Below are 26,664 nucleotides of genomic sequence, written 5' to 3'. Positions count from 1 at the left end.
TTTTCGATTAGAAAAAATTGTTAAAAGGAGCAATGTGCTTACTTTTTGAGGCTTTTATGGGTTTGATATGCCAGTACCTGAAATTATCCCGGATACCCGCAACGTATTCTTTTAAGCCAACAGTGCTTTTTATACCTTTGCGCCATGAGTAAAAAAGTACGTGTTCGTTTTGCGCCGAGCCCAACAGGCCCCTTACATATTGGTGGGGTCAGGACGGCCTTGTTCAATTATATATTCGCCAGGAAACATGGAGGGGATTTTATTCTTCGGATAGAGGATACAGATCAAAATAGGTACGTGGAAGGAGCCGAGGAATATATTGTAGAAGCTTTGGATTGGTGTGGAATGCCTTTTGATGAGGGTCCGGGGAAAGAAGGAAGGTTTGGGCCGTACCGCCAGAGTGAACGAAAGCACCTGTATAGACAATATGCAGATGAACTGGTCAAAAAAGGGAAGGCCTATTATGCCTTTGACACATCGGAAAAGCTGGATTTTCACCGAAAAGACCATGAGGCCAGGGGGAAAACCTTTATCTATAATTGGCACAATCGTTTAAAATTGGACAATTCCCTTTCCCTAAAGCCGGAAGAAACGGAAAAACGAATTGCCGATGGCGAAGATTTTGTAATCCGTTTTTTGACCCCGGCCGATGAGAAACTATATTTAAAGGATATTGTTCGCGGCGATATGGAAATTGACACGAACACCTTGGATGATAAGGTGTTGTATAAGAGTGATGGGATGCCTACCTATCATTTGGCGAATATTGTAGACGATCACTTAATGGAAATCAGTCATGTAATTAGAGGAGAGGAGTGGTTGCCTTCCCTGGCTCTGCATTGGCAGTTATACGATGCCTTTGGATGGGAAGCACCACAGTTTGCACACTTACCCCTGATCATGAAACCCGTGGGCAAGGGAAAATTGAGCAAGCGTGATGGGGAAAAAGGAGGATTTCCCGTATTTCCGATTTCTTGGAACGAATCCCAAGGCTACAGGGAAGCGGGCTATTTTCCCGAGGCTGTGACCAATTTCTTGGCCATGTTGGGGTGGAACCCGGGTACCGAACAGGAAGTGTTCCGTATGGAAGAACTGATACAAACCTTTAGTTTGGAACGTGTTAATAAATCGGGAGCCCGTTTTGACCCTGAAAAGACCAAATGGTATAATCAACAATACATGCAAGGGAAAAATGATGGGGAATTGGCGGAGTTGTTCAGTTTGGCTCTAATCGAAAAAAAACTGCTTGACAAAACTTGGAATACGGACTATGTGACCAAAGTAATTGCCTTGATCAAGGAACGTGCTATTTTTGTGTCCGATTTTTGGGAATTGGGCAGTTATTTCTTTGTGTCCCCGGACAATTATAATGAAAAGGCGGCCAAGAAACAGTGGAAAGGAGACACCTCGGAAATCATGCAACAATTACTAACGGTTTTGGAAAGTATCTCTGATTTTTCGTCCGAAAAAATAGAGACCATAGTAAAATCCTGGATTACCGATCAGGGCCTTTCCTTTGGAAAAGTGATGCCACCCTTGCGTTTGGTACTGGTAGGGGGTATGAAAGGCCCACATATTTTTGATATTATGGGGCTTATAGGGCAAATGGAAAGTATGGAACGCATTAAGACCGCTATTGCCAAGTTGGGTTAGGGAAGAATAGTTTTTATTATGCCATTGCCATCGGATATTTTGTCCATCATTCTATATAAGAAGCTCTTTAATGGTAGTAACGAAAATCAATTGTCATGCTCTATGCGCTCTTTGCAAAGAAAACCAATCCATTATATTTAAGCATTTGTTAGCTATGTTTTTATGCTACTTTAAATTCCCATTCGTTCATTTCGACACTAAATCTAACGTTGGCTTTTAATGCTCTAAAAACTTTTAAAATCGTTTCGATAGTTACATTTTTAGTATTTCGTTCTAATTTCGATATTTGTGATTTTTGAACCCCGATTAATTCTCCGAGCTGTTCTTGTGTTAAATTCCGCTCTTTTCTGACAGATTTAATCATATCTCCTAAGATTTCCATCCGCAGATCAAATTCGTACTTATCTCGTTCGATAGTTCCAACTTTTCCAATGTCCTTGTCTTTCATTTGGTCAAGTGTCATCATTTTCATTTTTGTTGCCATACCCTGGATTTATTGGTTAAAATATTCTGTTCTGATGTTCAATGCTTTATCAATTTCGGATTTTGGTACTTTACTTACTTTTTTAACCATTCCATGTGTTGATAACACAAGCGTTTCGCTTTTGTCCGTTTTGTCCCAAAATGCAAAGAGCCTATATTGAATTCCTTGATAAAGAGTTCTAAATTCCCAAATGTCATCCGTTAGCTTTTTAAATAATTTTGGATCATTTTCGAGTTTAGCTTTCGCATCCAATTTGGATATAAAATCAATAGCTTGTTCAAGAAATACTACCTCAAATTTCGGTTTCATTCAGTTCAATTGTCGTTTTACTTTAGCAAAGACAACAATAAAGTTGAATTATATGGAAACTTTTAATGATTTGATTATATTGTGGACAATGATTCATATAAGGCATAATTAGGGTGGTAGAAAGTGACACATTTTCAAGTTTGTACAGAACCAAAACTTTATATTTTAAGTCCCAACCCATTTCCCATCAAAACATCATTATAAGTAAAATAGCCATAACCGTAAAGCCCAACCCTAGGATTTTATAGCGCTTTTGGCCAAAAGAAAGATGGGGAAATCGCCCCAGAATCGAGATGCCCAAATCCTTTACACGAAGCGCAATGTAATCTAGAAAATCAATTTCAAAATTGTTCTTATCGGCACCCGTTTTCAAAAAAAAAGTCATATCGGCCCTACAAGGTAATAAAAGAGGAATAAGCCCGCAGCGTATTTTAGAATTTCTGTAACAATTCCCCAATAATAACTACTGATATCATACAGTGTTTTCGTAAATTACTTCTTTAACTTAAATCATACTATTATGGGGGATTACTTTATTTGGATCGTTGTTGGTTTTTTTGCACTCATCACTATTTTATCCGGTGTATTTATGGTCAAACAACAAACGGCGGTTATTATTGAGACTTTTGGAAAATTTACCAGCGTACGCAATGCAGGTATTCAATTTAAAGTTCCTTTTGTGCAGCGTATTGCGGCCAGGGTAGGATTAAAAATCCAACAATTGGATGTAATCGTCGAAACCAAGACCTTAGATGATGTATTTGTAAAGCTAAAGGTTTCGGTACAATATGTTGTCATCAAGAACAAGGTCTATGAGGCTTTTTATAAACTGGAGTATCCACACGATCAGATTACGTCCTATGTGTTCGATGTCGTGCGTGCGGAAGTCCCTAAAATGAAACTGGACGATGTCTTTGTTAAAAAGGACGACATTGCCATAGCGGTAAAATCAGAACTGCAAGACGCCATGTTGGACTATGGGTATGATATCATCAAGACCCTGGTTACCGATATTGATCCGGATGCACAAGTAAAGGAGGCCATGAACCGTATCAATGCATCCGAACGTGAAAAGATCGCCGCACAGTTCGAGGGGGATGCCGCCCGTATCCTTATTGTTGAAAAGGCCAAGGCCGAAGCAGAAAGCAAACGCTTGCAGGGGCAGGGTATTGCCGATCAGCGCCGTGAAATTGCTAGGGGTCTTGAGGAATCCGTTGAGGTGCTGAACAAAGTGGGCATCAATTCACAGGAAGCTTCTGCCCTTATAGTGGTCACACAACATTATGATACGCTACAGAGTATTGGCGAGGAAACCAATACCAATCTCATTCTGTTGCCAAATTCACCACAAGCGGGCAGTGATATGCTGAACAATATGGTAGCGTCCTTTACGGCAAGCAATATGATCGGGGAGCAGATGAAAAAAACGACCCCATCTAAAAAGAAAGAATAAAATACCTTTTAGTATAATTAAGGAAAGCCCTGAACATAGCTATGTTCAGGGCTTTTATAATGGAGTTGCCCGCAAGGACAATCGTTGGTTTCAAGTTGTACTAAAAATATTGCCCTATGCCAAAAACAATTCCGTTGGTAGCATTGGTACCGATACCAAAACCATAATCCAGCCTAAAAACGGCATTGAATATACGTTTATGGATAAACCGGATTCCCAATCCCGGATAAAGCTGCGCAGAAGAACCGTCGAACAATTGTGAAAAATCATTTCCGGGCCTTCGCCATGAACCGGCATCAATAAAGGCGTTTCCCTGTATTACGAACCAGCCCTTCTCATGCAAAGTATGCCGGTATTCGGTATTGAATACAATGGCCGCCGTTCCCCGATCTACGGTATTGCCCACACCACGTATATTCAATTGGTTGTCCAGGGTAAAAGGAGCAAAAGGGGAATCCTCGTTACCAATAGCGGCGGCCAAACGCAGGCGATTGGCCCAATTGCCCTTGTCTCCCAACTTTTTATAATAGATGAAATCATTACGAAGCGATAAAAAATTATCCAAAAATGCCTCTCCGGCAATATTTCCGTCCAAAAACTGAATATATTGTCCTGTAAATTCATTTTGGATGCCATCTACATATTGATAATCTATGTCCAAATCTACATGACGATAGGCCGCTCTGTAAATTAATTTGTCCGCCTCAAGATTGTTTGGCCTATTGGGAATGAGGCTTTCTCCCTCAAAACGGTAATTTTCCTGTACCAGTATGGCACCTAATTCCGCTTCATTGTTAAAATCAAAGGAAAACAGGAGATTGGCCTCTAAATTTTTGGAATTAAACCGATAATCTTCTTCTCCGCTATCAAAGAAAACGGGCTCTAAGGTCGTTACATCCTGATAACTTAGCCCAATGCCCAATTTATCGCTAAATAGGAACGGATGTTCCCAAAAGACCCCATAAGAACTAAAAACATTCTTTTCATAAAAACCACCGAAAAGTTGGTTGTTTCCAAAAAGATTGAACTCAAAAGCCGAAATACGATATGCAAAACTTCCGTCGTTCGCCGTTGCTATGCGAAGGCCGGGAATCAGGGTGAAGTTTTCTTCAAGCGTGTAGGTAACTATGGCATTATCCCCTACTATATGTGAGGAGTACGAAGCATTGGCAATACCGGGAAGGCGTTTTAAACGATCCACGTCATCTTTGATTTTTAAGGTGTCGTAAACCGATTTTTCCTTGGTTTTGATCAACCGTCTTAAAAAGGATTCCTTACTGCGTTTTAACCCTTCAAAATCAATTTGGGAAATAGATACCTCTTGAGCCTGAAGACCCATACCCAGGGTGAGAAATAGAATAGGTATAATTTTTTTCACGTCGATGGTTTTCTCCTAAGACGTAATTGTTTCGTTTTCCATACTAAAAAGCAAAAAAAATATGGTGCTTTTCAGGAGATTACTTGTATAAGGTCGTAAAAATCAATGAATAAAGATGCCAGAACACCCTTTACATCTCAACTGCGATATTATACAGATAAACGCATTGCAAGGAATGCTTTATTTGCTCTCCTGACGTACGCAAAGGCCTACAGTAGCTTAGCAACAGGAATCGAAATCCATATATGGTAACCGCTTTGATCTTAATATTTGCCCACCATTCTCGGACGACAAGTTATTTTTTCTGCTGAACTTTCGCCCAGGAATCCCTAAGCCCTACCGTGCGATTAAAGACGAGATGGGTTGAAGTGGAATCGGGATCCACGCAAAAATACCCCATCCGCTGAAATTGGAATCGTTCTTCTACTTTGGCCGTTTTCAAGCTTGGCTCTACAAACCCTCTGATGACTTCTAAAGAATCGGGATTTATGAATTCCATAAAATCCCTGTCTTTTTGGGAATCGGGACTTTCGTGTGTGAATAGACGATCATAAAGGCGAATTTCCGCTTCCAAGGCATGTGCTATGGAAACCCAGTGTAGGGTACCCTTTACCTTTCTGAGGCTTTCCACTGTTCCACTACCACTTTTACTTTTAGGGTCATAGGTGCATTGTACTTCAACAACATTCCCTTCGGTATCTTTTGTGCAGCTCTCGGCTTTAATAATATAACCGTTCTTGAGCCGTACTTCTCCACCTAATTTTAGCCGGAAGAATTTTTTATTCGCTTCCTCCCTAAAATCGGATTTCTCTATATACAGTTCTTTTGAAAAAGGTACTTTTCGGGAACCTGCGGCCTCATCCCCGGGATTGTTTTCCGCATCCAACCACTCTTCTTGACCCTCAGGGTAATTGGTAATGATCAGTTTTAGGGGATCCAAAACGCCCATTACCCTAGGCGCTACCCTATTTAGATGCTCTCTAATATTGAATTCTAATAAAGAAACATCGATAAGGTTTTCTCGTTTGGCGATACCGATAGTATCCGCAAAGTTCCGAATGGATTCGGGGGTATAGCCCCTTCTGCGTAACCCGGAAATTGTAGGCATTCTGGGATCATCCCATCCCTTCACTGCATTTTGGGCCACAAGTTGCAGTAATTTGCGTTTACTGACCACCGTATGGCTAAGGTTCCTTCGGGCAAATTCCCGTTGTTTCGGTCTAACCATATTTGGATCATGTACCTGATCCAAAAACCAATCATAAAGTTCTCTATGTGGTAAAAACTCCAGGGTACAGAGGGAATGGGAAACTTGTTCAATATAATCGCTTTCCCCATGGGTCCAATCGTACATTGGATAAATACACCAATCGGTATTTGTTCTGTGATGGGTCCTATGGAGAATACGGTACATGATGGGATCACGCATCAACATGTTGGAAGAGGTCATGTCTATTTTAGCCCGAAGCACATGTTGCCCCTCTTGAAAATCGCCATTTTTCATGCCTTCGAACAAGGTCAAATTCTCTTCTAATGATCGATTTCTATAGGGACTTTCCGTTCCCGCTTCCGTAGGTGTTCCCTTTTGTTCGGCCATATCCTCGGAAGACTGACTGTCTACATAGGCCTTACCTTCTTTGATTAATGTTATGGCCCAATCATAGAGTTGCTGGAAATAATCAGAAGCATACCGTTCGGTATCCCACTTGTAACCAAGCCAGGCCACGTCCTTTTTAATGGCATCTACAAACTCTTGTTCTTCCTTGGCCGGATTGGTATCGTCAAACCTTAGGTTTACAGGTGCATTGTAGCGTAATCCAAGGCCAAAATTAAGACAAATAGAACTCGCATGCCCAATGTGCAAATAACCATTGGGCTCAGGAGGAAAGCGAAATCTTAGCACTGCTTTGGAGTACCCGTTTTCAAGGTCTTCCTCTATGATCTGTTCAATAAAATTCAAAGACTTGACCGTCTCGCTCATGGTACATTTTTTTGAGCTTACAAAAGTAGCAAAAATGCGGTAATCCCTAGGTTTAAATTAAGCACACCTTACATTAATTGCATTTCACAACAGAATTGATCTTGCCTACAACAATAACTTCGTAATGATCGTTATAAATAACATATTTGTCGTTGAATATTAGGTTTAAGTGAAAATGACATAACATTCATACCCAAAGTAGTGGCCCCCAAATCTACGTAGCTTATGAAAACTAATTACAAAAATTACATGTTTAGTATATGGCTAATGCTGTTTGGCTGCCTACAGCTATCCGCACAGGCCATTGTGATCAATGCTCCCGAACCGGCGGACAATCCCAATCTGGCCGGAAATTCCCCATGGACGGCCATTTGTGCCGGAAACGGAGGCTTTAATGAATATTTTGTGAACATTACATGGGCAGGTACGGCCAATGAGGCCAATGAGTTTATTTTGGAACTGTCGGATGCCAGTGGAAATTTTGACAGCCCATCGACCTTGGCAACGATTACCGACCAAAATTCGAATACCGATTTTGATATTGATTTTGCCATACCGACAACGACCAGGGGGCAAGGTTATAAAATGCGGGTACGCAGTACGGATCCCGTTAAAATAGGGGCGGAATCCGAAGCATACAATATGTATTATATGGATGTTACTTCCAGTTTAAATATTAGTGAGGCAGGCGATGGTGTGCCTCCGGGCAATGTTTGCAGTACGGGCCCTACTACCTTAAGGGTGGACAATATAGCCAACCCGGAAACCTATCAGTATATTTGGTTCAGGAGCGGAACGCCCCTCGCGGGAGAAACCGGACATACGCTCAGTGTTACCCAGAGTGGTATGTACAATGCCTTTGTAGATTATGGCCCCATTTGTACAGGTTCGGGGAATACAGATTCCAATATTGTTGATGTTACCATTGGTGCTTCCGGAACAGGGATTGCCATTAATACCCCTTCTAAAACAGCACTATGCAGCACGGATACGGAAACGCTGTCCATTAACCTTACCGATCCGAGTTGGAATTACAGATGGTATAAGGACGGTAATGCCATTACGGGTGCCGTTGGCAGTTCCTATACGGTAGATGCCGGTTCTGTTGGATTTGAAGGTGATTATGCCGTAGAAATTTCAGGAAATAGTATTTGTACCGAACGATCTGAGGTTTTGACCATTACCAATGCGGATGCCTATACGGTAACTCGGGACAACGCTGCCAATGTAGTTGTCCTTCCATCACAGACACAGACACTTTCCGTAAGCACAACGGCAAATACACCTACCTACAAATGGTTTAGAAATGGGGTGGAAATTTCTGGTGAGACAAATAATACATTGACCATTTCACAGGATGGGGATTATTATGCGGAAGTATCGCAAACGGGAGGCAGTTGTGCCGTTACCCAAAAGAACTCTGAAACCACCATTGCGGTTTCTCCGGCATCATTTGAAATTATAGCCGATTATCAGGATACCTATACAGCTTGTGTGTCTACAAGTATCGTTATAGAAGTAAGTGCAATTAATGCAGTGGCATCCGACGGTACTAAAACGGAGGTGACCGCAGATTTGATCGATGCTTTCTCTTACCAGTGGCAAAAAGACGGTACCGATGTATCTGGAGAAACGGCCAAGGCCATAAGTTTGGCTTCTAATGCAGAAAACGGCGATTATCGGCTTATTGCCAATATTGACAGCTATAATGAAACTTCAAATATCTTGCCCGTACAGTTGCTAACAAGTGAGACCCTGGCCATAAATAGTACAAGCACGGTCTATTGTAGTGCTGGCGATATGGTTACTATTTCATCTTTGATAGACTTGTCGGGTGAAAGTTTTGAATGGCAAAGAGATGGTAGCCCGGTTAGTACGACCGACCGGTCTTTGGAGGTAAGCGACGCAGGAACATACCGATTGGTTTTAGACCGGGATGGCTGTTCGTTGATTTCCAATGAAGTGACCGTTTCTCCTTTGGACGAAAACCTGATAACGTTGGATCCTACCGGTGATATAGTCGTTCCCGAGGGTACTTCACGTACGGTTACCGCACGGGGAGGTACGGCCTACAGATGGTTGGACCCATCTAATGTGGAAATGAGCACAACGGACAATGTATCCTTTACGGAAGAAGGCACCTATACCCTAATTGCGAATATCGATAATTGTGAAATTGTTCGGCAGATAGTCGTTACCTATATGGATACTTTTAAGGTGCCTAATGTAATTACTGTTAATGGGGATGGCATCAATGACCAATGGATTATTCCAAATTCCTATTCCAACAAGGCAGATGTAAACGTTATTATATATAATGATCAGGGCGAAGAAGTGTTAAACGAATTTGATTATAAAAATAACTGGCCACAATCGTCAACCGCCTTTACCAAACAGAATATGGTATTCTACTATAAGATAAGGGATGCCAGTGAAGTACTCAAACAGGGTACGATTACCGTAATACGTTAAGATTACCATGCTAAAGAAGAGTGTTTTTTACTTGTTGTTGTTCATGCTTGTAGGACTTAAGGTAAGTGCGCAGGAGGAGAATCCTATTATATCCTATGATGTACCGGCACAAAACCTTTTGAGATACAACCGTTTTCTTATTAACCCTACCTTTTCAACGGTCAGGGAAGATAAGTCTTATGTGAATCTATTGCATAGAAACCAATCGGTACAGTTTGACGATAATGACCAAAAATACTTCTTGAGCTATAGTGGACGTATCAGTGACCGTACGGGATTGGGCCTTAGTTTATACGCACAACGTTTGGGACCTCTGAGTAATTTTGGGGTACTTGCCAATTATGCCTACGGTATTAAACTGAGCGACAAAAGTAATTTTACATTTGGGGCCAATGTTTCCTATTACAACAGTGGCTTTGATCAGGGCAGGGCCACTACGGTGGAGGACGATCCGTTCTTAGCCGGACTCCAAGACCAGAACCTACTATTGTTTCAACCGGGCTTCAATCTATCGTATGGCCAATTTGATTTTGGTCTGTTTGCAGAAGATTTATTTGATTATAACTTAAAGACCAGTGAATCCATTACGGAGTTTGGTGACAAGACCTTTTCCGGCCACCTGCAATATACCCATCAGTTTAAAAACAAAACGGGTATTTTGGAAGAAGGCAGGCTTATGCCATTGGCCCGGGTTAGAAAGGTAGGTGAGGAGGAAATTACCTTGGGGGGTAGTTTAATCTTGGACTTACCAAAACTGGGATGGATACAAGGGGGTTATGATAGTTTTTACGGGGCCGCCGCAGGAGTCGGTTTTAACCTGAACAGAAGAATTTCCTTGGGATACACGATGGAAAAAGGACTGTCCAATAATTTTAACAACTTTGGGCCAACCCATGAAATATCCTTTGCCTATTCGTTTACGCCCAATCTTACGGAAGACCGGGTATTGTTCGAGGATGATACCAATGACTTTGTGGAAAACGCCTTGTTGCCGGAGAATGATATTGCGACCAATGAAGAGGTAGCCGAATTAAAACGCAAACTGGCCGAAAACGATGCCATTATTGAAGAACTCATGTTCCGTCAGGATTCTTTGGAGTCCAACAGACAAAAAGATTTGGAACGCCGTTTCGAGATGGTCATGCGCATGGTCCGTAATGAAACCAAGGGCAATAGGCCCGATTTGGAACGCAGGGCCGAAGGCATCTTTAGAGGGAACGATACATTAACGGGTATCGCTTCTGCAAAAAATAACGGTAATAATGATAGGTTTAAACCTCAAAACACGAACCGGGAAGAAATATCAAAAGATGCTATAGCCGTTATTGAGCCTAAAATAAAGATGGATAGAAAATCGAACGTTACCGATAACGAAGTGAACAATAAACCGATATTAAAATCCAATGAAACGGCTAAGGATGCCCTGGCAAACAATGTTACAGATACGGCCCACGGACGAGACAAAGGGGTTATCAAGGAAGAAAAAAGGGCTGTGGCCTCTACAATAGCATCGGTAACAAAGGAAAAAGATGCGGTTGCCGTTAACAGTACGGTCAGACGCACAACATCGGGAACGCAACAAAGGCAGGTTCAGGATAAGGTAAAAAGCAGAAAATTCAAGGATTTGCCTGGCGTTACGGATGGTTACTACGTTGTTGCGAACGTATACAAAGGGGGCCAATACCTGAATAAGTTTTTGAATGACCTGAACGATAAAGGCATTGGTGCCGATTATATAGACAATCCCAATAATGGTTTAAAATATGTGTATCTGCAACGTTTTAATACGTGGCAAGAGGCTGTTGCCGCACATGACAATAAACTTAATGGAACCTATGATGGGGCCATGTGGATCATGAACGTTGAGAATAGATATACGAACGAGGCCTATGCCACAAACGTAAACAAGCTCAAGGAAAAATCCTCCAAATACAATACGGATGCGCTTAGGACCAACGTTGTAGTACGGGACAAAGTGGCTGCAAATGAAACGGACCCCAAAACGTATAAGATCAATGGTATTGGATCTGGATATTATATTATAGCCAATGTGTTTGCCAACCCTAGGAATGCAAACCGGTTTGTAAAGCTTTTAAACTCATTTGGACTCAATGCCAGTTATTTTATTAATCCAGAAAATAACTATAGGTATGTTTATTTAAAACGCCATGAATCATGGAACAATGCGTTAATATCATATTATTCCAGATTGAACGATGCCTATGACGATAAGATGTGGATCATGCGAGTGAATTCGGACCAAATGGCTTAAAGGGGAAAATATTAATATATAAATGCTAAAGTCATATTATAATTGAGGTATTACTGCTTTAACGTTATGTTTTAAAGCATCGATTCGTCATTTCGATAAAGCGAAGCATGAGCGATGAGAAATCTCAATGTTATAAGGTTTCTCCCTATTTTTTTGGAATGAGAAATTCTTCGCAAAGACAAGTGTTGGTATATTGATCAATAGCAAATTGTACGATGTCTTCGTTCTTAGAAATCAGTGTATGGATTTATCCTCGTTTTTATAATATAAAACATCGATGAGGGCTATTAATGTTCTTTGATCATCATCGGTTTTGATGACCTTTCTCAATCTTTCCAGGTGTTCTTCCAGATGGGTATTGTCGGGGAATTTGTTTTTTATCCGTAAAATAACCTGGATTTACTCCCAGGGCCTTTGCCAATTTGATCAAGGTTTCTGGTTTAGGTTTGGACACCCCATTTTCATATCTGCCGATTTGAACGTTGGATACACCGGAAATTTTCCCAGGCGTGGTTTGGGTTAAATTATGGGCCAACCGTAACTTCTTTAATCGCTCCTTGATCATTTTTTAGGAAATAGAAAAAGTCAAGATGAGTTCTTGGTTAGAAGTAGATATATTCTATAGTTTGTGGGTTTCTTTTTATACCATCAAAGACTTTGGAATTTCCGAAATGTTACACAAATGAGCTAAAACACTTCCTGATACTCCTATAAATTTTTGATTTCACGTAAAAGCTTAAACCCCCAATACCTTCCTACAACACTGAAAACACGGGATTTTTGCAAAACCAAACACTCCTTAAATGTGGTTTCACAACATAAAAAGGCCATACCACAACATTAAATTCAGCACCTCGCCCTTAAGGTCAATATTTGTTATTGGAGATTTCCGTTTAGACGCTTTTTGAACAAGGTGACATTACTCGGATATACTGACGAACAATACCACATGACCAAGATGTTTACATATTCTGATACTATCAAACTGACCAAATCCATGAAAGTTTCTTTGCTTAAGCGTATCGTAATTGCCGGTTTATTGTTTTTTGGAACTTTTTCTGCCTTTGGGCAGGTCAAAAATGATTTCGATGTACGTTATGCGGCGGATATTCGCGGAGAACTCACCTTTATAGGCAACAACATTGTGAATAGACAAAATGACGAATTTACGTTCACTAGATGGGTGTTTAGAAATGGCAGATGGCGACGGGAAACGGTAACGGTACCGGCCACCTCTCCGAATGACCCATACGATCTTACGGGAAATGCATCCGAATTCAATGATAATTTGAACATGCAGTACATAGATGTGGATAGCGACCCGACTACATTTAGCTCCAGCAGTGCCACCTTATCGATTCCAGATCCGGATTGTTCCCTGGTGCGTTATGCCGGCTTGTATTGGTCTGCGGTATATGTAAATTCGGATAGGAGCAACATTGATCAGATCAAATTTCAAGTTCCCAACGGTGCCTATCAGGATATAACGGCGGACGAAGAATTGTTCGATGGTGATGGTGATTCGGATTTTGGATATTATAGCCCATACGCTTATTACAAAGACGTTACCTCCATAGTCGCCGGATTGGCCAACCCCAATGGGGATTATTTTGTGGCCAATATGAGGGCCAGTAACGGCAGTGGTATATCCGGAGGTATTTCTGGAGGATGGACCATGGTCGTGGTGTATGAAAACCCGAATCTTCCGGGAAGTAGATATATTACCACATTTGATGGTTATGCCGGAATTAAATCCGGGGAAACGGTAGACATTCCTGTAAGTGGCTTTACGACCCTTCCCGCTCCTTTTGATGTTAACGCCAAAATTGGGGTGGCGGCTTTGGAAGGAGATAATAGAATTACCGGAGATGGACTATCCATTAGTGCAGAAGGCCAACCCTTTAGCCCTTTGGGAAACACCTTGAACCCTACGAATAATTTTTTCAATTCCAACATTACCATAGAAGACGTGATGTTTACTGCCCGTAATCCCAATAGTGTAAATACGCTGGGGTGGGATGTGGATTTGTTCAACGTCACGAATAATTTTAATAATGTAATCCCTAATGATGCAACAAATGCCATATTAAGGGCGAGTTCTACCCAGGACAAGTACGACATCTTTTTTGCTTCTTTTGACGTAGAGATTATTGCACCCAATATTGTACTGGAAAAAAGGGTAAATACCCCGGGGGGGGTAGATATTACGGGACAGGGAGTAAACCTGGGCCAGCTTTTGGATTATGTATTGTCTTTTCAGAATATAGGAAATGACGACGGGGATAGTTATACGATCAGGGATGTTTTACCGGTAAACGTATCCCCGCCGGACGGAAGAAGTGATTTTATTGCCTCCGATTTTTTATTGCCACCAGGGGTTACGTATACCTACAATGCCGCCACCAGGGAAATTGTATTTACCATACCGAATGACCTTGTACTAGAGGGAGGCCCTGTCTATTCAATTCGGTTTAGCGTACAGGTAGCGGAAAATTGTTTCGATTTTATTGATGCCTGTTCCGACCTGATTCAAAATTTGGCATACTCGACCTATAATGGGGTTGAGAATTCCGCTATTGTTACGGACGACCCCAGTGTAACCGATTTTGATGCCTGTGGTTTCACTATACCCGGGGCCACCAACTTTCTTTTGGACGACCTCTCCAATTGTGATTTTTCCAGGACCGTAGAACTTTGTGGTAATGAGGCCATATTGGACGCCGGTGACGGTTTCGATTCCTATATATGGTATAATGACGTTAATGGGAATGGTCAGATAGATGCCGGTGACATGGTGATTACGGATGGTGACCCGGACAATGATCCAAGCACCATTGTAGTGACTCAGACTGGCGATTATATCGTGGACAAGATAATTCCGGACCCATGTAAAGGGTTTCAGGAAATTATTGCCGTGGTACCTTATGGCTCTGGAACTATACCCAACCCTGTAATAGAATATTTTAACAATGTAAACTCGGATGCAGATCCCTCCAATGACATTACCGGAGAAATCGTTCAATGTAGTATTGATCAGGATTTTCTGCCCAAACTGTTCCTTTGTGGAGTTGCGGATACCAAACAACTCCAGGTAAATATTTTAGATGCCCAGACTATTGCATGGGAAAGGTTGGATTCCTGTCAAACACCTGATACTACCGGAGATGATTGTGCCAACAAGGCGTTGACCTGTACATGGACCACCGAAGGCACCGGAAATAATTATATCGTGTCCAGCGAAGGGAAATACAGGCTTTCCGTCACCTATCAAAATGGATGTACTAGTCGTTTTTACTTCAATGTATTTCAAAATACCTTGGATATTCAATATAACGAACGGGATATTGTATGTACTACCCCGGGGAATATTACGATTACCAATTTAGGCACGAGCTATGGTTATCAATTGAGGGATGCGGCCACAAATGGTATTTTAATTCCTTTTAGCTCCAATAACGGGCCGAGTTTTGATTTTAATCCCGGTGAAAACGGATCTTATATTGTTGAGGTAACACAACTGGACGGTTCCGGAACGCCAATAGCGAACGCCTGTATTTTTGAAACACCGGTTATAGGTATTTTAGATAGGCAAGCAACATACAATGTAACGCCCACACCGGAAACATGTACCATTCCGGGAACCATAAACATACAGGTGAATAACGCCGACGCCGATTATGAATATGAACTGCGTTTAGATGATGGTTCCAATGGTGGGCAAGGAACACTTATAGACGATGAAACGGCCCAATCCAGTAACAACTTTACCTTTACAGGTTTGACGGCAGGAGACTATATAGCAATTGCCCGAACGGACGACGGCTGCTTTTATAGTGAACAGGTAACGATAGCGAACAATAATGACCTGGACCTGAGTGCCAGTATATCAAGATCCATAGTATGTGGTGAAGGAATCATAACAATGAACCCTTCGGGAGGAGAAGCACCATATTCCTATGCGATTTGGACGTATGTTGATAATGGAGGCACAACGGTTACTTCATATCCGACACCGCAGGACATTCCTCCCGGCCAGTTTCAGACCGATCCTGATTTTACTATTGCCGACCCTGGGGATTATGTATTTGTAGTAGTAGATGACAACAATTGTTTTCATTTTTCAAATGTCGTAACGATTGTGTCCATACCCTTGCCCCAGTTTGATCCAACGACCATTACAGATGTAGGATGTTTTGGAGATTCCAGCGGATCAATTCAATTCAATGTAACCAATGATAACGGGTATACGCTCACATACCGCTTATTTGATGCTGGCAATACCAATATCGCGACCAACAGTTCTGGTTTCTTCCCCAATTTAGCTCCCGGAGACTATTCAGTTACCGTTAGCCAAAGCAGGGACGGTGCTTCCTGTGATTTTATCGAAAACCATACCATTTCCGAACCAGCAAATCCATTGGATGCAACTTCGGCTCTGATACAGGATTATACCTGCTTGCAGGATGCCATTATAGAAGCCCAAAACGTTACCGGAGGAACGGCACCCTATTCTTATAGTATAGATGGTGTAACCTTTATTCCGGATACTACCCCAAATGCCCATCGTTTCGAAAATTTAACGGACGGCACCTACACCATTACGGTAAGGGATGCCAATAATTGTGAATTTGATACGAACTCCATAACCATTGATCCGTTAAATGGACCAACGGATTTGACATTTGTGGCCACGGCCCCTAATTGCCCTGCGCAAACCGCGGATGTTACGGTGACCGTTGTAGGTGGCAACCCCAATTTCACCTACGAAATTATTGCCCCCGTTGCGGACGCATTGAACAATGGAAACAGTAACTTATTTACCACATTGGACCCCGGCACTTATACCTTTAGGGCGACAGATACAAAGGGATGTGCTGTTGAGGAGGACTTTACCATAACACCGGTGGACAGGATTGCCGTCACAGGGCAATTGGACAGCAATACCAGTTGCTTGGGAACGAATGACGGTGCCATTACTTTTATGGTAAGTGACTTTGTAACTTCTTACGATTATAGCGTTACGGGGCCGAGCACTTTTTCGGGTTCTACAGAAACCGCAAATACAATTCCGTTGACCGGACTTGCTGCTGGAACCTATACCATTACGGTTACGGACAATGATACCAATTGTACGGATATGGCCGATGTTACTGTTGCCGCACCACCTGCAGCACTGGTAATTTCCAATTTAGACGTTACGGACCTGACCTGTTCCATTTCAGGAACAGAACCGGGATCGGTTACCATTACCGCGGTCGATGGTTGGGGCGGATATGAGTATGAATTGGAAGACCCAACCGGAACCCGTACGGGCCCACAAGGAAGCAATTCTTTTACAGGCCTAACGGATACCTCTGGAAATTATATCGTAACGGTCAGGGATGCCGGCGGATGTGAAGTTACCGGGACCTTTAACCTTACACCAACTGTTGCCCCGGTATTGGGCGTGACCGCGAATAGCCTTTGTTACGATAGTGCTACGGGATTAATATTGACCGCAAATGTCACTTCCGGTGGCGTTGCCCCGTTCCAATATAGGGTAAACGGAGGAGTATATCAATCCGGGACCAGTTTTACAGGTTTGGGCCCCGGAAGCTATACCGTTGAGGTAATCGATGGGCGTAACTGTACCGCTACCGCAAGTATAGATGTATTCCCTTCCCTGACAGCTTCCGCCAATCTGATCAAGGATTTGGATTGTAGCGGCACACCCGATGCTGAAATAGAGATTTCCATAGCGGATGGAAACCCGAACTATACCTATGAAGTGTTTCTGGACGGTGTTTCCTTTCAGGCGAGCACAGCTGTGCCGGGCGTTCCATTTTCGTATTTTACGACTACTGCGGGCACCTATACATTTACCATAACAGATAGCGAATCTTGTACGGTAACGACCAATCAGGTAGTCGTTACGGACGATACACCGCCCGCAAGTGTCCCGATCATTACCGATGTACGTTGTAATGGGGATTCCAACGGAGCGGTCAACTTAAATGTTTCCGGAGGTACTCCGCCCTATGCCATTGTATTTGATGGAAGCGCTCCCTCAACACAGCAGACGTATTCCGGCTTGGCCGCAGGACCGTACAACTATACGATTACGGATAGCAAGGGATGTATTACAACCGGTACGGCAACAGTGGGAGAACCGAATACTTTGGCGTTGAACACCAGTATAACCACGGATTACGATTGTAATACCGATGCCACGATCAGTGTTATAAGCGTGAACGGTGGAACGGCACCCTTTGAATACAGTATAGATGGTGTCATTTTTGATGGTACAACGGCCTTTACCGGCCTTACGGACGGCACCTATACCATTACGGTAAGGGATGCCAACCAATGTACGGCAATCAGTGTTGAAACCATTGATGCCTTAAACCCTCCTACCGATCTTTCGTTTGCACAAACCGCCCTTACTTGTCCGACCGTGGTTGGTGACGTTACCGTTTCAGTAACAAACGGGAACGCTCCTTTCACTTATGAAATAACAGCACCTGCAGGGAGTGTTGTCAATAACGGGAACAATGCCGTATTTACCGGTTTGGCCCCGGACACCTACACGTTTAGGATAACGGATGCGAAAGGCTGTAGCATCACGGAGAACCATACGATAGACCCGATAGCACAAGCGAACGTAGTTTCCCAATTGGTGCGTAACGTGACCTGCGTAAGCGATTCCGATGGAGAGTTCACCTTTACCGTATCTGATTTTATAAGTACCTACAGTTACGTAGTGGAAGACGGATTGGGAAATACGGTACAATCCGCGAACAATATCAATACAGTTACACCTATTTCCGTAGCTACATTGGATGCTGACACCTATGTAGTGTATATTACTGACGATACGACCAATTGTACGGTTTCTACCAACGCAATAATTTCAGAACCTGCCGCTGCATTGGATTTTACGTTCACGGACACTCCGGTGACCTGTTTAGTAAATTCGACCATAACGGTTACGGCAACGGATGGTTGGGGCAATTACGAGTACCAATTGGAAAATACCGTTGGCCCTGCTATAGTGTATGCCTATAATGGAAACAACGAGTTTTTGAACGTACCGGCCGGCACTTATACCATTTATGTACGTGACGGCAACGGATGTATCGTAACCAGACCGATAACCATAGACCCGGCCGAAACACCTGCCATTACTTTAGCACCTTCGGATTTTTGTTATGATAATACCGATCAGGCTTCACTTGTCGTGAACATTACAGACGGCGTTGGTCCGTATTCCTATAGCATTAATGGAGGGGGGCAAACAACGGCTGTTGGAAATCCCTTTACGATTGCCAACTTGACCCCTGGCACCTATAACATTCAGGTTACAGACGCCTTTGGCTGCGTTTCCAATACCTTGACCGAGACCATTGAACCGCAATTAACGGCCAATGCCGTATTGACGCAGGACCTTTTATGTACAGGGAATGCCGTAATAGATGTTGCTATTAATGATGGATATACGCCTTATGCAACCTATCAGGTACAGTTAGATGGTGGAGGTTATGGAGCAACAACGCCCATTGCCGGGAATTCGTTTACCTATAATGGAGCGGCCGCAGATGGCACTTATCAGTTTTTGATTACCGATGCCCGAAATTGTACCGTAGAAACCAATGAAATTATAATCACGCCTACGGTAGTGCCCCAAGCGGCACCGACCGTAACGGATGTGGCCTGTTTTGGAGGTGCCGATGGCTCCGTATTTATTGATATAGACACCAATTTTGGAGTAGCGCCCTACACCGTTAGTTTTAATGGTAGTGCGTTTACATCTACGACAACATATTCCGGCTTGGCCGCCAATACATATCCGTACATTGTACGTGATAGCAGGGGCTGTGAATTTAATGATAACGCAATCGTTAATGAACCACTCCAGATACTGTCCAATATGACCGCACGAGATGTTACTTGTAGTAATGTTCCTGGTGGCGGTAATATACTGGGAGGTATTGATGTTACCATAACCCAAGGTGGCTTTGCAAATTATACTTATACCCTGTACGACAGTGCCAATAACATTGTTGCCCTGGGAAGCGGAGACCCCAACCCTGCCACTACGGCAAGTACCACCCATGCGTTTAACGGTGTTGATTTTGGAGACTATTATGTGCGGATTGTAGATGCCAATGGTTGCGAAAGTGATTTAGGTTCCGTAAGGGTAAGGTCTAATCCGTTTTTGACGCTTACCGCCAATATTCCTCCACCGGATTGCCCTACAGGAGGTACGGCTGAAATTACGGCTAGCGGAGGCTCTGGTGATTATACCTTTGAAATTTACGATATAGGAACACCACCTAATACAGAAGTTCCTACGGCACCGGATACCGAAGTAGCAACGTTTACCGGATTAAATCCCGGGCAAACATATATTATTCAAGCGGTTGATAATATCAACCTTTGTACCAGTTTCCAGGAAGTGATCATTCCTCCATTATCCACAGTTTCCGCTGTTGTGGACAGTACTACGGATATTACCTGTGCGACTGCGGATGACGGAACAATGGCATTTACGGTAGATAATTATGATGCAGGCGTAACCAGTATAGACTGGGAAATTTTAAATGCGCTTACCAACACCGCCGTAATAGGTGCGGGCACTTATACGGGGACTGTTGGCCCGGGGCCGGCCGGAGGCCCACAAAGCTTGACGGTAAACCAGATTCCTCCGGGAGATTATGTGTTACTGGTCAGGGAAGCATCCGCCCCATCATGTACGGCAACAACGACATTTAGAATAATCGAACCCACACCAGTAGCCCTCACATTAGTAAGTCAGACCCCGGCCAATTGTAGCAATGATGCCGAAGTTACGGTAAGGGCAAGTGGAGGAAACGGACCGTACACCTATGCCTATGTGGTAGACGGTGCCGCTGCACCCAGTTCCTTTCCGGAAGGGGCTACCTTTACTTTAGATCCATCTGTGAGTTTAGACTGGGATGTTTATGCCAGGGATGCCAACCTATGTGTTTCCCCGCTTTTGGATGTGACCATTGCAGCAGATCCGTCTCCCGAAATAAGTGCGATCGCAAACAACCAATGTGCAGGGGATGAAGGTGCCTTTAGCGTAGATGTTACCTTGGATGTTGTAGGCGTAGGCCCCTATCGCATTAGCGTTGACGGGGGCGCACCACAAGCTGCCACCGCTTGGAACGGAATAGGTGATGTGGTCACTGTTTCAAACCTAAGTTCAGGAGCGCATACCTTTAGCATTATCGATGCCAATGGATGTGGCGAGACGGAAAACGTTACTATTTATGCCCCGCTTACGATATTGGCCAATATAAGTTCCGATGAAAATTGTAACCCTGCCAATACGGGTGAGGTTACCGTTACCGCCGGAGGTGGTTCCGGAACCTATACGTACACACAGACAACCCCGGCCGGGCCATCCAACGGAACGGGTGTTTTCGGAGGGTTGACACATTCTGTAGCCTACACCTTTGAGGTGGAGGACACGGTTACCAACTGTACGATTCCCGTAACCATAACATTGCCGACCCCTGCGACACCCACATTTACCTTGTCCAAAACCGATGTTAGCTGTTTTGGCGGTAGTGACGGGACCATTACGGTTGCCTTAAATGCCGGTAATATAGATACACCTTATTTATACAGTTTGGATGGGGGAACAACTACCCAGACGACCAATATTTTCACCGGGTTGCCTCAAGGGCCGCAGAATGTCACGGTAATATCCGACAAAGGATGTTCGAATACTGTGGGTATTGTGATAGACGAACCCTCTCAATTGGATATAGCAGCTACGGCATCTGCGTTTGATTGTAACGATAGCTCAAGTACCGTTACGGTGACTATAAATAATGACGGACTTGGAAACCCCTCTGGAACAGGGCCTTATCTATATAGCTTTGACAATGGCGTTAGTTTTGGACCGGACAATACATATCAGGTTGCCTTTGGTGCTGCGAACGTAGACGTAGTGGTTGAGGACAGTAATGGCTGTACGGATGCCGTTTCGGTTCCCGTTCCGGCCAGACAAGAGGTAACGGCCGTAATCAATCAGCTTCAGGCGATCGATTGTAATAACGGTCAGGAAATTATAGCGATCGTTGCATCCAACGGTTCGGGAAATTATACATACACCGAATTACCGAGTGGAAATGTAGTTGCGGATCCAACGAATATTATCATAACAACACCGGGCAACTATGTATATGAAATTGCGGATACGACCACCAATTGCTCCGTAACCGTACAGCACAACGTAGCACCATATGATCTAATAAATGCTATTGCAACGGTAGCTTCCGACGCTAGCTGTAGTGATGCCACGGATGGAACCATTGAGGTGACCATCACAGGATATACGGGTGCTTTTGACTATGAGGTTTTGGATAATACAGGCACTGCCATAGGAGGAACCTTAGCTTCGGATAATGCAATTTCAGACCCATATACCTTTACGGTTTCCTCAACTTTTGGACCGGGAACCTACTCTGTCGAAATTACGGAAACGGCTAACCCATTATGTACAACAACGACCAATACGGTGACCATAGATGCACCGGAACCATTGGCACTTCAATTAGTGGATAATGTGAATGCCAATTGCAATATATCCGATGCCATAGTAACGATTCAGGCATCAGGAGGGACTTCGGCATATACGTATGGCGCCTCTATAAGCGGTAGTGGTGTTCCGGCAACCTTCCCGTTTGACAATACCGTTGAATTAGATCCAACGGTAAGTTTAAATTGGGATATTTATGTAAGGGATGCCAATGGGTGTGTCAATAGCGTGCCGCTAGCGATTACCATAGCCATGGATACCGTTCCGGATATTTCTTTAATCCTTGTGGATGAATGCGCGGAAGAAGGAAGTTTCGCCATTACCGTATCCCTGGATGCTGTTAACATGGGTGTTGCACCATATACTATGAGTATTGATGGTAACGCTTTCCAGAGTATTGCCAGTTATCCCCATACCTATAACGGATTGGGTTCCGGTCCTCATACTATTGAGATTAGGGATGCCAATGGTTGTGGAGAGATAGAAAACCTGACCATAGCCCCGGAACTGCAACTTACGGCAACCGTGAACACACAACCAAGCTGTATTACCAATGACGGGATCATAGACTTTACCGTTATAGGGGGCTCGGGAACTTCTACGGTACAATTGTTAAGAACAGACCTTTCGGATACAGGCTTGGTTCCTGTAGGAAATCAATTTACCGGGGTGGCGTTTGGAGACTATATTGTTCGTGTTACGGACAATACATTAGGGACTCCGAATTGTTTTGCGGATGCGCCTGTTTCCCTAGAAGAACCTACACCGGTGACCTTATTGGCTACCGATAAGACCGATGTAAGCTGTAACGGGGCATCGGATGGTAGCATAACCGTTAATTTGGCACCTTCCGGTGTCGGTGTGAACGATAATCCGCCCTATGTTTATGAAATTACGGACGGCATATCTACTTTCACCCAGAACACAGGTGTATTTACCGGTTTGCCAGATGGTACGTATGATATTACCGTTACCTCCAATAGGAATTGTATCGCCACAGATCAGATAACTATTAGCGAGCCTTTGCTCTTGGATGCGGCAATTACAAATGTGGTAGAATTATCCTGTGATAGTGCCAATGCAACACAGACCGCTTCAATAGAAGTAACGATTACCGCAGGCACGGGAACACCGGATTACTTTTACAGTGTAAACGGAGGCAGTTTCCTGCCAACGGGAGGCAATGTGTTTGCGCACCAGACCACTTTGGCGGGGAATTATGATATTGTAGTGAGGGATGCGAATGGATGTCTATTCCCATTACCGACCCAACAGATACAACCGCTCAATAGCTTTACGGCGGCCGTTTCACCGAATACCGCTATTTCGTGTATCAATCCGGAAGAAGTAACCATTACCGTAACGGATGATGGCAATCCGCACAACTATTCCTATGAATTGCTGCCCATAGGTAACCCCAATGGCACACAAACGGGAACGACCGCTACAACGGCAACCTATGAATTGACCGCCGTGGGAACTTATACCTTTAGGGTTACGGATTTGGATACCGGTTGTTATACAGATACCGCACCGTATGAAATAGCACCGTATGATTTAATTGATGTGACCGCTACCGCGACGACTCCCGTTACTTGTTTTGGTGATGGAAACGGTGCGCTGGAAATTAATGTCACAGGCTATTCAGGGGGATATAGTTACCAAATATTCGATAGTGCCGATAACCCTGTAGGAGGCCTTGTAAATACAGATACAAGTGTAAACCCAAGACCAATAGGCGGACTTTCGGGCGGTAATTATTATGTAAGGGTTACAGAAATCGACCCAACGAGTACAAGCTGTTCGGATGACTCCAATAGTATAACCATTCTATCGCCAAGTATTCCTTTGGATGCGGCTATCACCATAGTGTCCCCACCGACCTGTGACAATAACAGGGGGGAAATACAGATAGTGCCTAGTGGAGGTTACCCCCCTTATGATATTACAATGACCAATACGACCACAGGGGATGCCTATAATGCTACGGATGTTCAGGCCTTCTCGTTCGATGGGTTGGCGGCAGGAAGTTTTGATATCACCGTAACGGATGATTCCGGTTGCCTACGTACCTATACAGAAGTCTTGCCTGCGGCAACGCCAATTGTGGTAAATGCCACACCTTTGGTGACCACTTTAGCCTGTTTTGGCGATACGAACGCCACAGTTTCAGCCAATGTAGTAGGTGGAGGAAGCGGTTCTTACGAGTATCGATTGAATCTTTACGATGCTACCGGAACGAACATCACCTTTACCACTGGAAATCAGTTAAGCCCGGACTTTAATAATCTGGGAGCCGGCATCTATAGTATTACAGTATCCGACGGATGGAATTGTGATGAGGAAACCAATACGGTAGAAGTTAGGGAACCCGCCCTGGTCGAAGCACTTTTGATCAGAACGGATCCACTGACCTGCGCCACAGGTGTAGAATTTGAGCTTTCCGCAACCGGAGGAAGTGGCACCTATGAGTATAGTACGGATAACATTACCTTCTTGCCCATGACCAGTAACCCGATTGGATTGCCCGCCACGGGGGTATTCCCTGCAGGAACCTATCAGTATTATGTTAGAGATGCGGCCAATGGTTGCGAGGCCGTCCTATCCAATGCCATTACAGAAGACCCCATAGTCCCATTGACCTTAACGGTAGATGATGCGGCGGCATTTATCAACTGTACGGGAGAAAGTACGGCCGTAATTTATGCGGAAGCCGATGGCGGTTTGGGTAACTACCAATATGAATTATTCACGGATATCTCTTTGGCCATCGGAACACGTATTGCCGGACCGGTTTCCACAGGGGAATTCAGGGATTTGCCGGCAGGCACCTACTATGTTTCCGTGACCAGTGAAGACTGTAGGACCTTACCGGAAGAAGTGATAATTGATCAACCGATACCATTGTCCTATACGGAGGATATACGTAACGTAACCTGTGAAGGCGAGGATAACGGCAGTATTACGGTTACCCTTTCAGGAGGAGCAGGGGGTTATCAATATGCCATTTCACCCAACCTGAACCAGTTTGATACGATCAACACCTTTACGGATTTGGCCCCTGGGGATTATACGATAATCGCACAAGATCAAAATGGTTGTTTTGAGCATTTGAACTATACCATAACGGAGCCCACTGCACTTACCGTAAGCTTTACAAGTACCCCGGAAATATGTGTAGATAGTGAAGACGGTACCATAACATTGACCATAGGTGGTGGTACGGCACCCTATAGTACGGCCTTGAACTCCAATAACGATACCGATTTTGTTCAAGACAGGGTAGACTTTTTGGATATGGCCGCAGGCGATTACCTCATCTTTATAAGGGATGCCAATGGTTGCGAGACCAATACCGTAGTGAACATTGCTGCCGGGGTTAACCTAAATGCCGAGGTTGTTCCGGTGTATGAATGCAACGGTGATGTTCCGGACAATTATGTCAACATTACATTAGAAGATCCATCGGTCATTGGGGACGTACTATATGCCCTGGATGATACCGGTGCCACCGCCATGCAGTTGAATCCGGACTTTAGGAACATTGCTCCGGGCGATCATTATATTGCCATTGCACACGCTAATGGATGTGTGCAGACCATAGATTTTACCATTCAGGCATTTGAACCTTTGACCTTGACCTTGGAGCAGAATAACATTAATGAGATTACAGCTGTTGCAGAAGGTGGACTGGAAGGATATACATTTTATTTTGGAGACCGGGACAATGGTGACGACAACACTTTTATTATCAACAGAACGGACACTTATGATGTGACCGTGATAGATGAAAACGGTTGTGAGGCCCAGGCCAGTATTTTCATGGAGTTCATAGATATTGAGGTCCCTAACTTCTTTACACCGGACGGTGATGGCCAAAATGATTTTTGGGTACCGAGGAATAGAGAGGCCTTTCCAGAAATACTAACCATCATTTTCGATCGTTATGGTAGGGAGGTGTACAGAATGGGCTTAAATGATGCGGGCTGGGACGGCCTGTATAACCAAAGCGAGCTTCCAACAGGTGATTACTGGTATGTAATCAAACTAAGGGGAGAGGAAGATGACAGAGAATTTGTTGGACACTTTACCCTATATCGATAGAACTTAACC

The 26,664-nt window shown here is 43.8% G+C and carries 11 protein-coding genes; 5 read left to right on the top strand and 6 right to left on the bottom strand.

The genetic code is table 11. From position 1 onward, the window contains the following. Positions 1-144 precede the first annotated feature (144 nt). Complete coding sequence (gene gltX / locus ACKWB9_RS04445; protein ID WP_414001789.1) at positions 145-1,653, top strand: glutamate--tRNA ligase; 1,509 nt, start codon at positions 145-147, stop codon at positions 1,651-1,653. A gap of 160 nt (positions 1,654-1,813) precedes the next feature. Here gltX and ACKWB9_RS04440 read toward each other — a convergent pair whose 3' ends face one another. From ACKWB9_RS04440 to ACKWB9_RS04430, 3 genes are all read right to left on the bottom strand, one after another. Continuing rightward, the gene (locus ACKWB9_RS04440) at positions 1,814-2,137 is read right to left on the bottom strand and encodes a helix-turn-helix domain-containing protein (protein WP_414001788.1); all 324 of its coding nucleotides are present in this window, start codon (positions 2,135-2,137) and stop codon (positions 1,814-1,816) included. Between the two features lie 9 nt (positions 2,138-2,146). Next, positions 2,147-2,446 carry a type II toxin-antitoxin system RelE/ParE family toxin gene (locus tag ACKWB9_RS04435; protein WP_414001787.1) on the bottom strand — a complete coding sequence of 100 codons (300 nt, stop codon included), beginning with the start codon at positions 2,444-2,446 and terminating at the stop codon, positions 2,147-2,149. A 187-nt stretch (positions 2,447-2,633) separates the two neighbouring features. Then, positions 2,634-2,831 (bottom strand): hypothetical protein, encoded by a 198-nt coding sequence (locus ACKWB9_RS04430; RefSeq protein WP_414001786.1) that lies wholly within the window; start codon positions 2,829-2,831, stop codon positions 2,634-2,636. Between the two features lie 135 nt (positions 2,832-2,966). Here ACKWB9_RS04430 and ACKWB9_RS04425 point away from each other — a divergent pair, with 135 nt between their 5' ends. Continuing rightward, entirely contained in the window at positions 2,967-3,899 is a 933-nt protein-coding gene (locus ACKWB9_RS04425; RefSeq protein WP_414001785.1) for an SPFH domain-containing protein, read from the top strand. Positions 3,900-3,999: 100 nt separating this feature from the next. On the opposite strand, the gene ACKWB9_RS04420 is transcribed toward ACKWB9_RS04425, so the two are convergent. Beyond that, on the bottom strand, positions 4,000-5,277 hold the full coding sequence (locus tag ACKWB9_RS04420) for a POTRA domain-containing protein (protein WP_414001784.1): 1,278 nt from the start codon (positions 5,275-5,277) through the stop codon (positions 4,000-4,002). 295 nt (positions 5,278-5,572) lie between these two features. Next, positions 5,573-7,258 (bottom strand): glutamine--tRNA ligase/YqeY domain fusion protein, encoded by a 1,686-nt coding sequence (locus ACKWB9_RS04415; RefSeq protein WP_414001783.1) that lies wholly within the window; start codon positions 7,256-7,258, stop codon positions 5,573-5,575. A gap of 225 nt (positions 7,259-7,483) precedes the next feature. Here ACKWB9_RS04415 and ACKWB9_RS04410 point away from each other — a divergent pair, with 225 nt between their 5' ends. Together ACKWB9_RS04410 and ACKWB9_RS04405 are read left to right on the top strand one after the other, a co-directional pair. Further along, positions 7,484-9,730 (top strand): T9SS type B sorting domain-containing protein, encoded by a 2,247-nt coding sequence (locus tag ACKWB9_RS04410; protein ID WP_414001782.1) that lies wholly within the window; start codon positions 7,484-7,486, stop codon positions 9,728-9,730. Between the two features lie 7 nt (positions 9,731-9,737). Further along, the gene (locus ACKWB9_RS04405; protein ID WP_414001781.1) at positions 9,738-12,002 is read left to right on the top strand and encodes a PorP/SprF family type IX secretion system membrane protein; all 2,265 of its coding nucleotides are present in this window, start codon (positions 9,738-9,740) and stop codon (positions 12,000-12,002) included. Positions 12,003-12,306: 304 nt separating this feature from the next. Here ACKWB9_RS04405 and ACKWB9_RS04400 read toward each other — a convergent pair whose 3' ends face one another. Then, the gene (locus ACKWB9_RS04400) at positions 12,307-12,567 is read right to left on the bottom strand and encodes a helix-turn-helix domain-containing protein (RefSeq protein WP_414001780.1); all 261 of its coding nucleotides are present in this window, start codon (positions 12,565-12,567) and stop codon (positions 12,307-12,309) included. Positions 12,568-12,999: 432 nt separating this feature from the next. On the opposite strand from ACKWB9_RS04400, the gene ACKWB9_RS04395 reads away from it, so the two are divergent. Next, entirely contained in the window at positions 13,000-26,655 is a 13,656-nt protein-coding gene (locus ACKWB9_RS04395; protein WP_414001779.1) for a T9SS type B sorting domain-containing protein, read from the top strand. Positions 26,656-26,664: the final 9 nt, after the last annotated feature.

The organism is Maribacter spongiae (assembly GCF_047345125.1).
Taxonomy (GTDB): domain Bacteria; phylum Bacteroidota; class Bacteroidia; order Flavobacteriales; family Flavobacteriaceae; genus Maribacter.
Note: the sequence above shows the minus strand (reverse complement) of the source record. Positions and strands in the feature narration are given on the sequence as shown.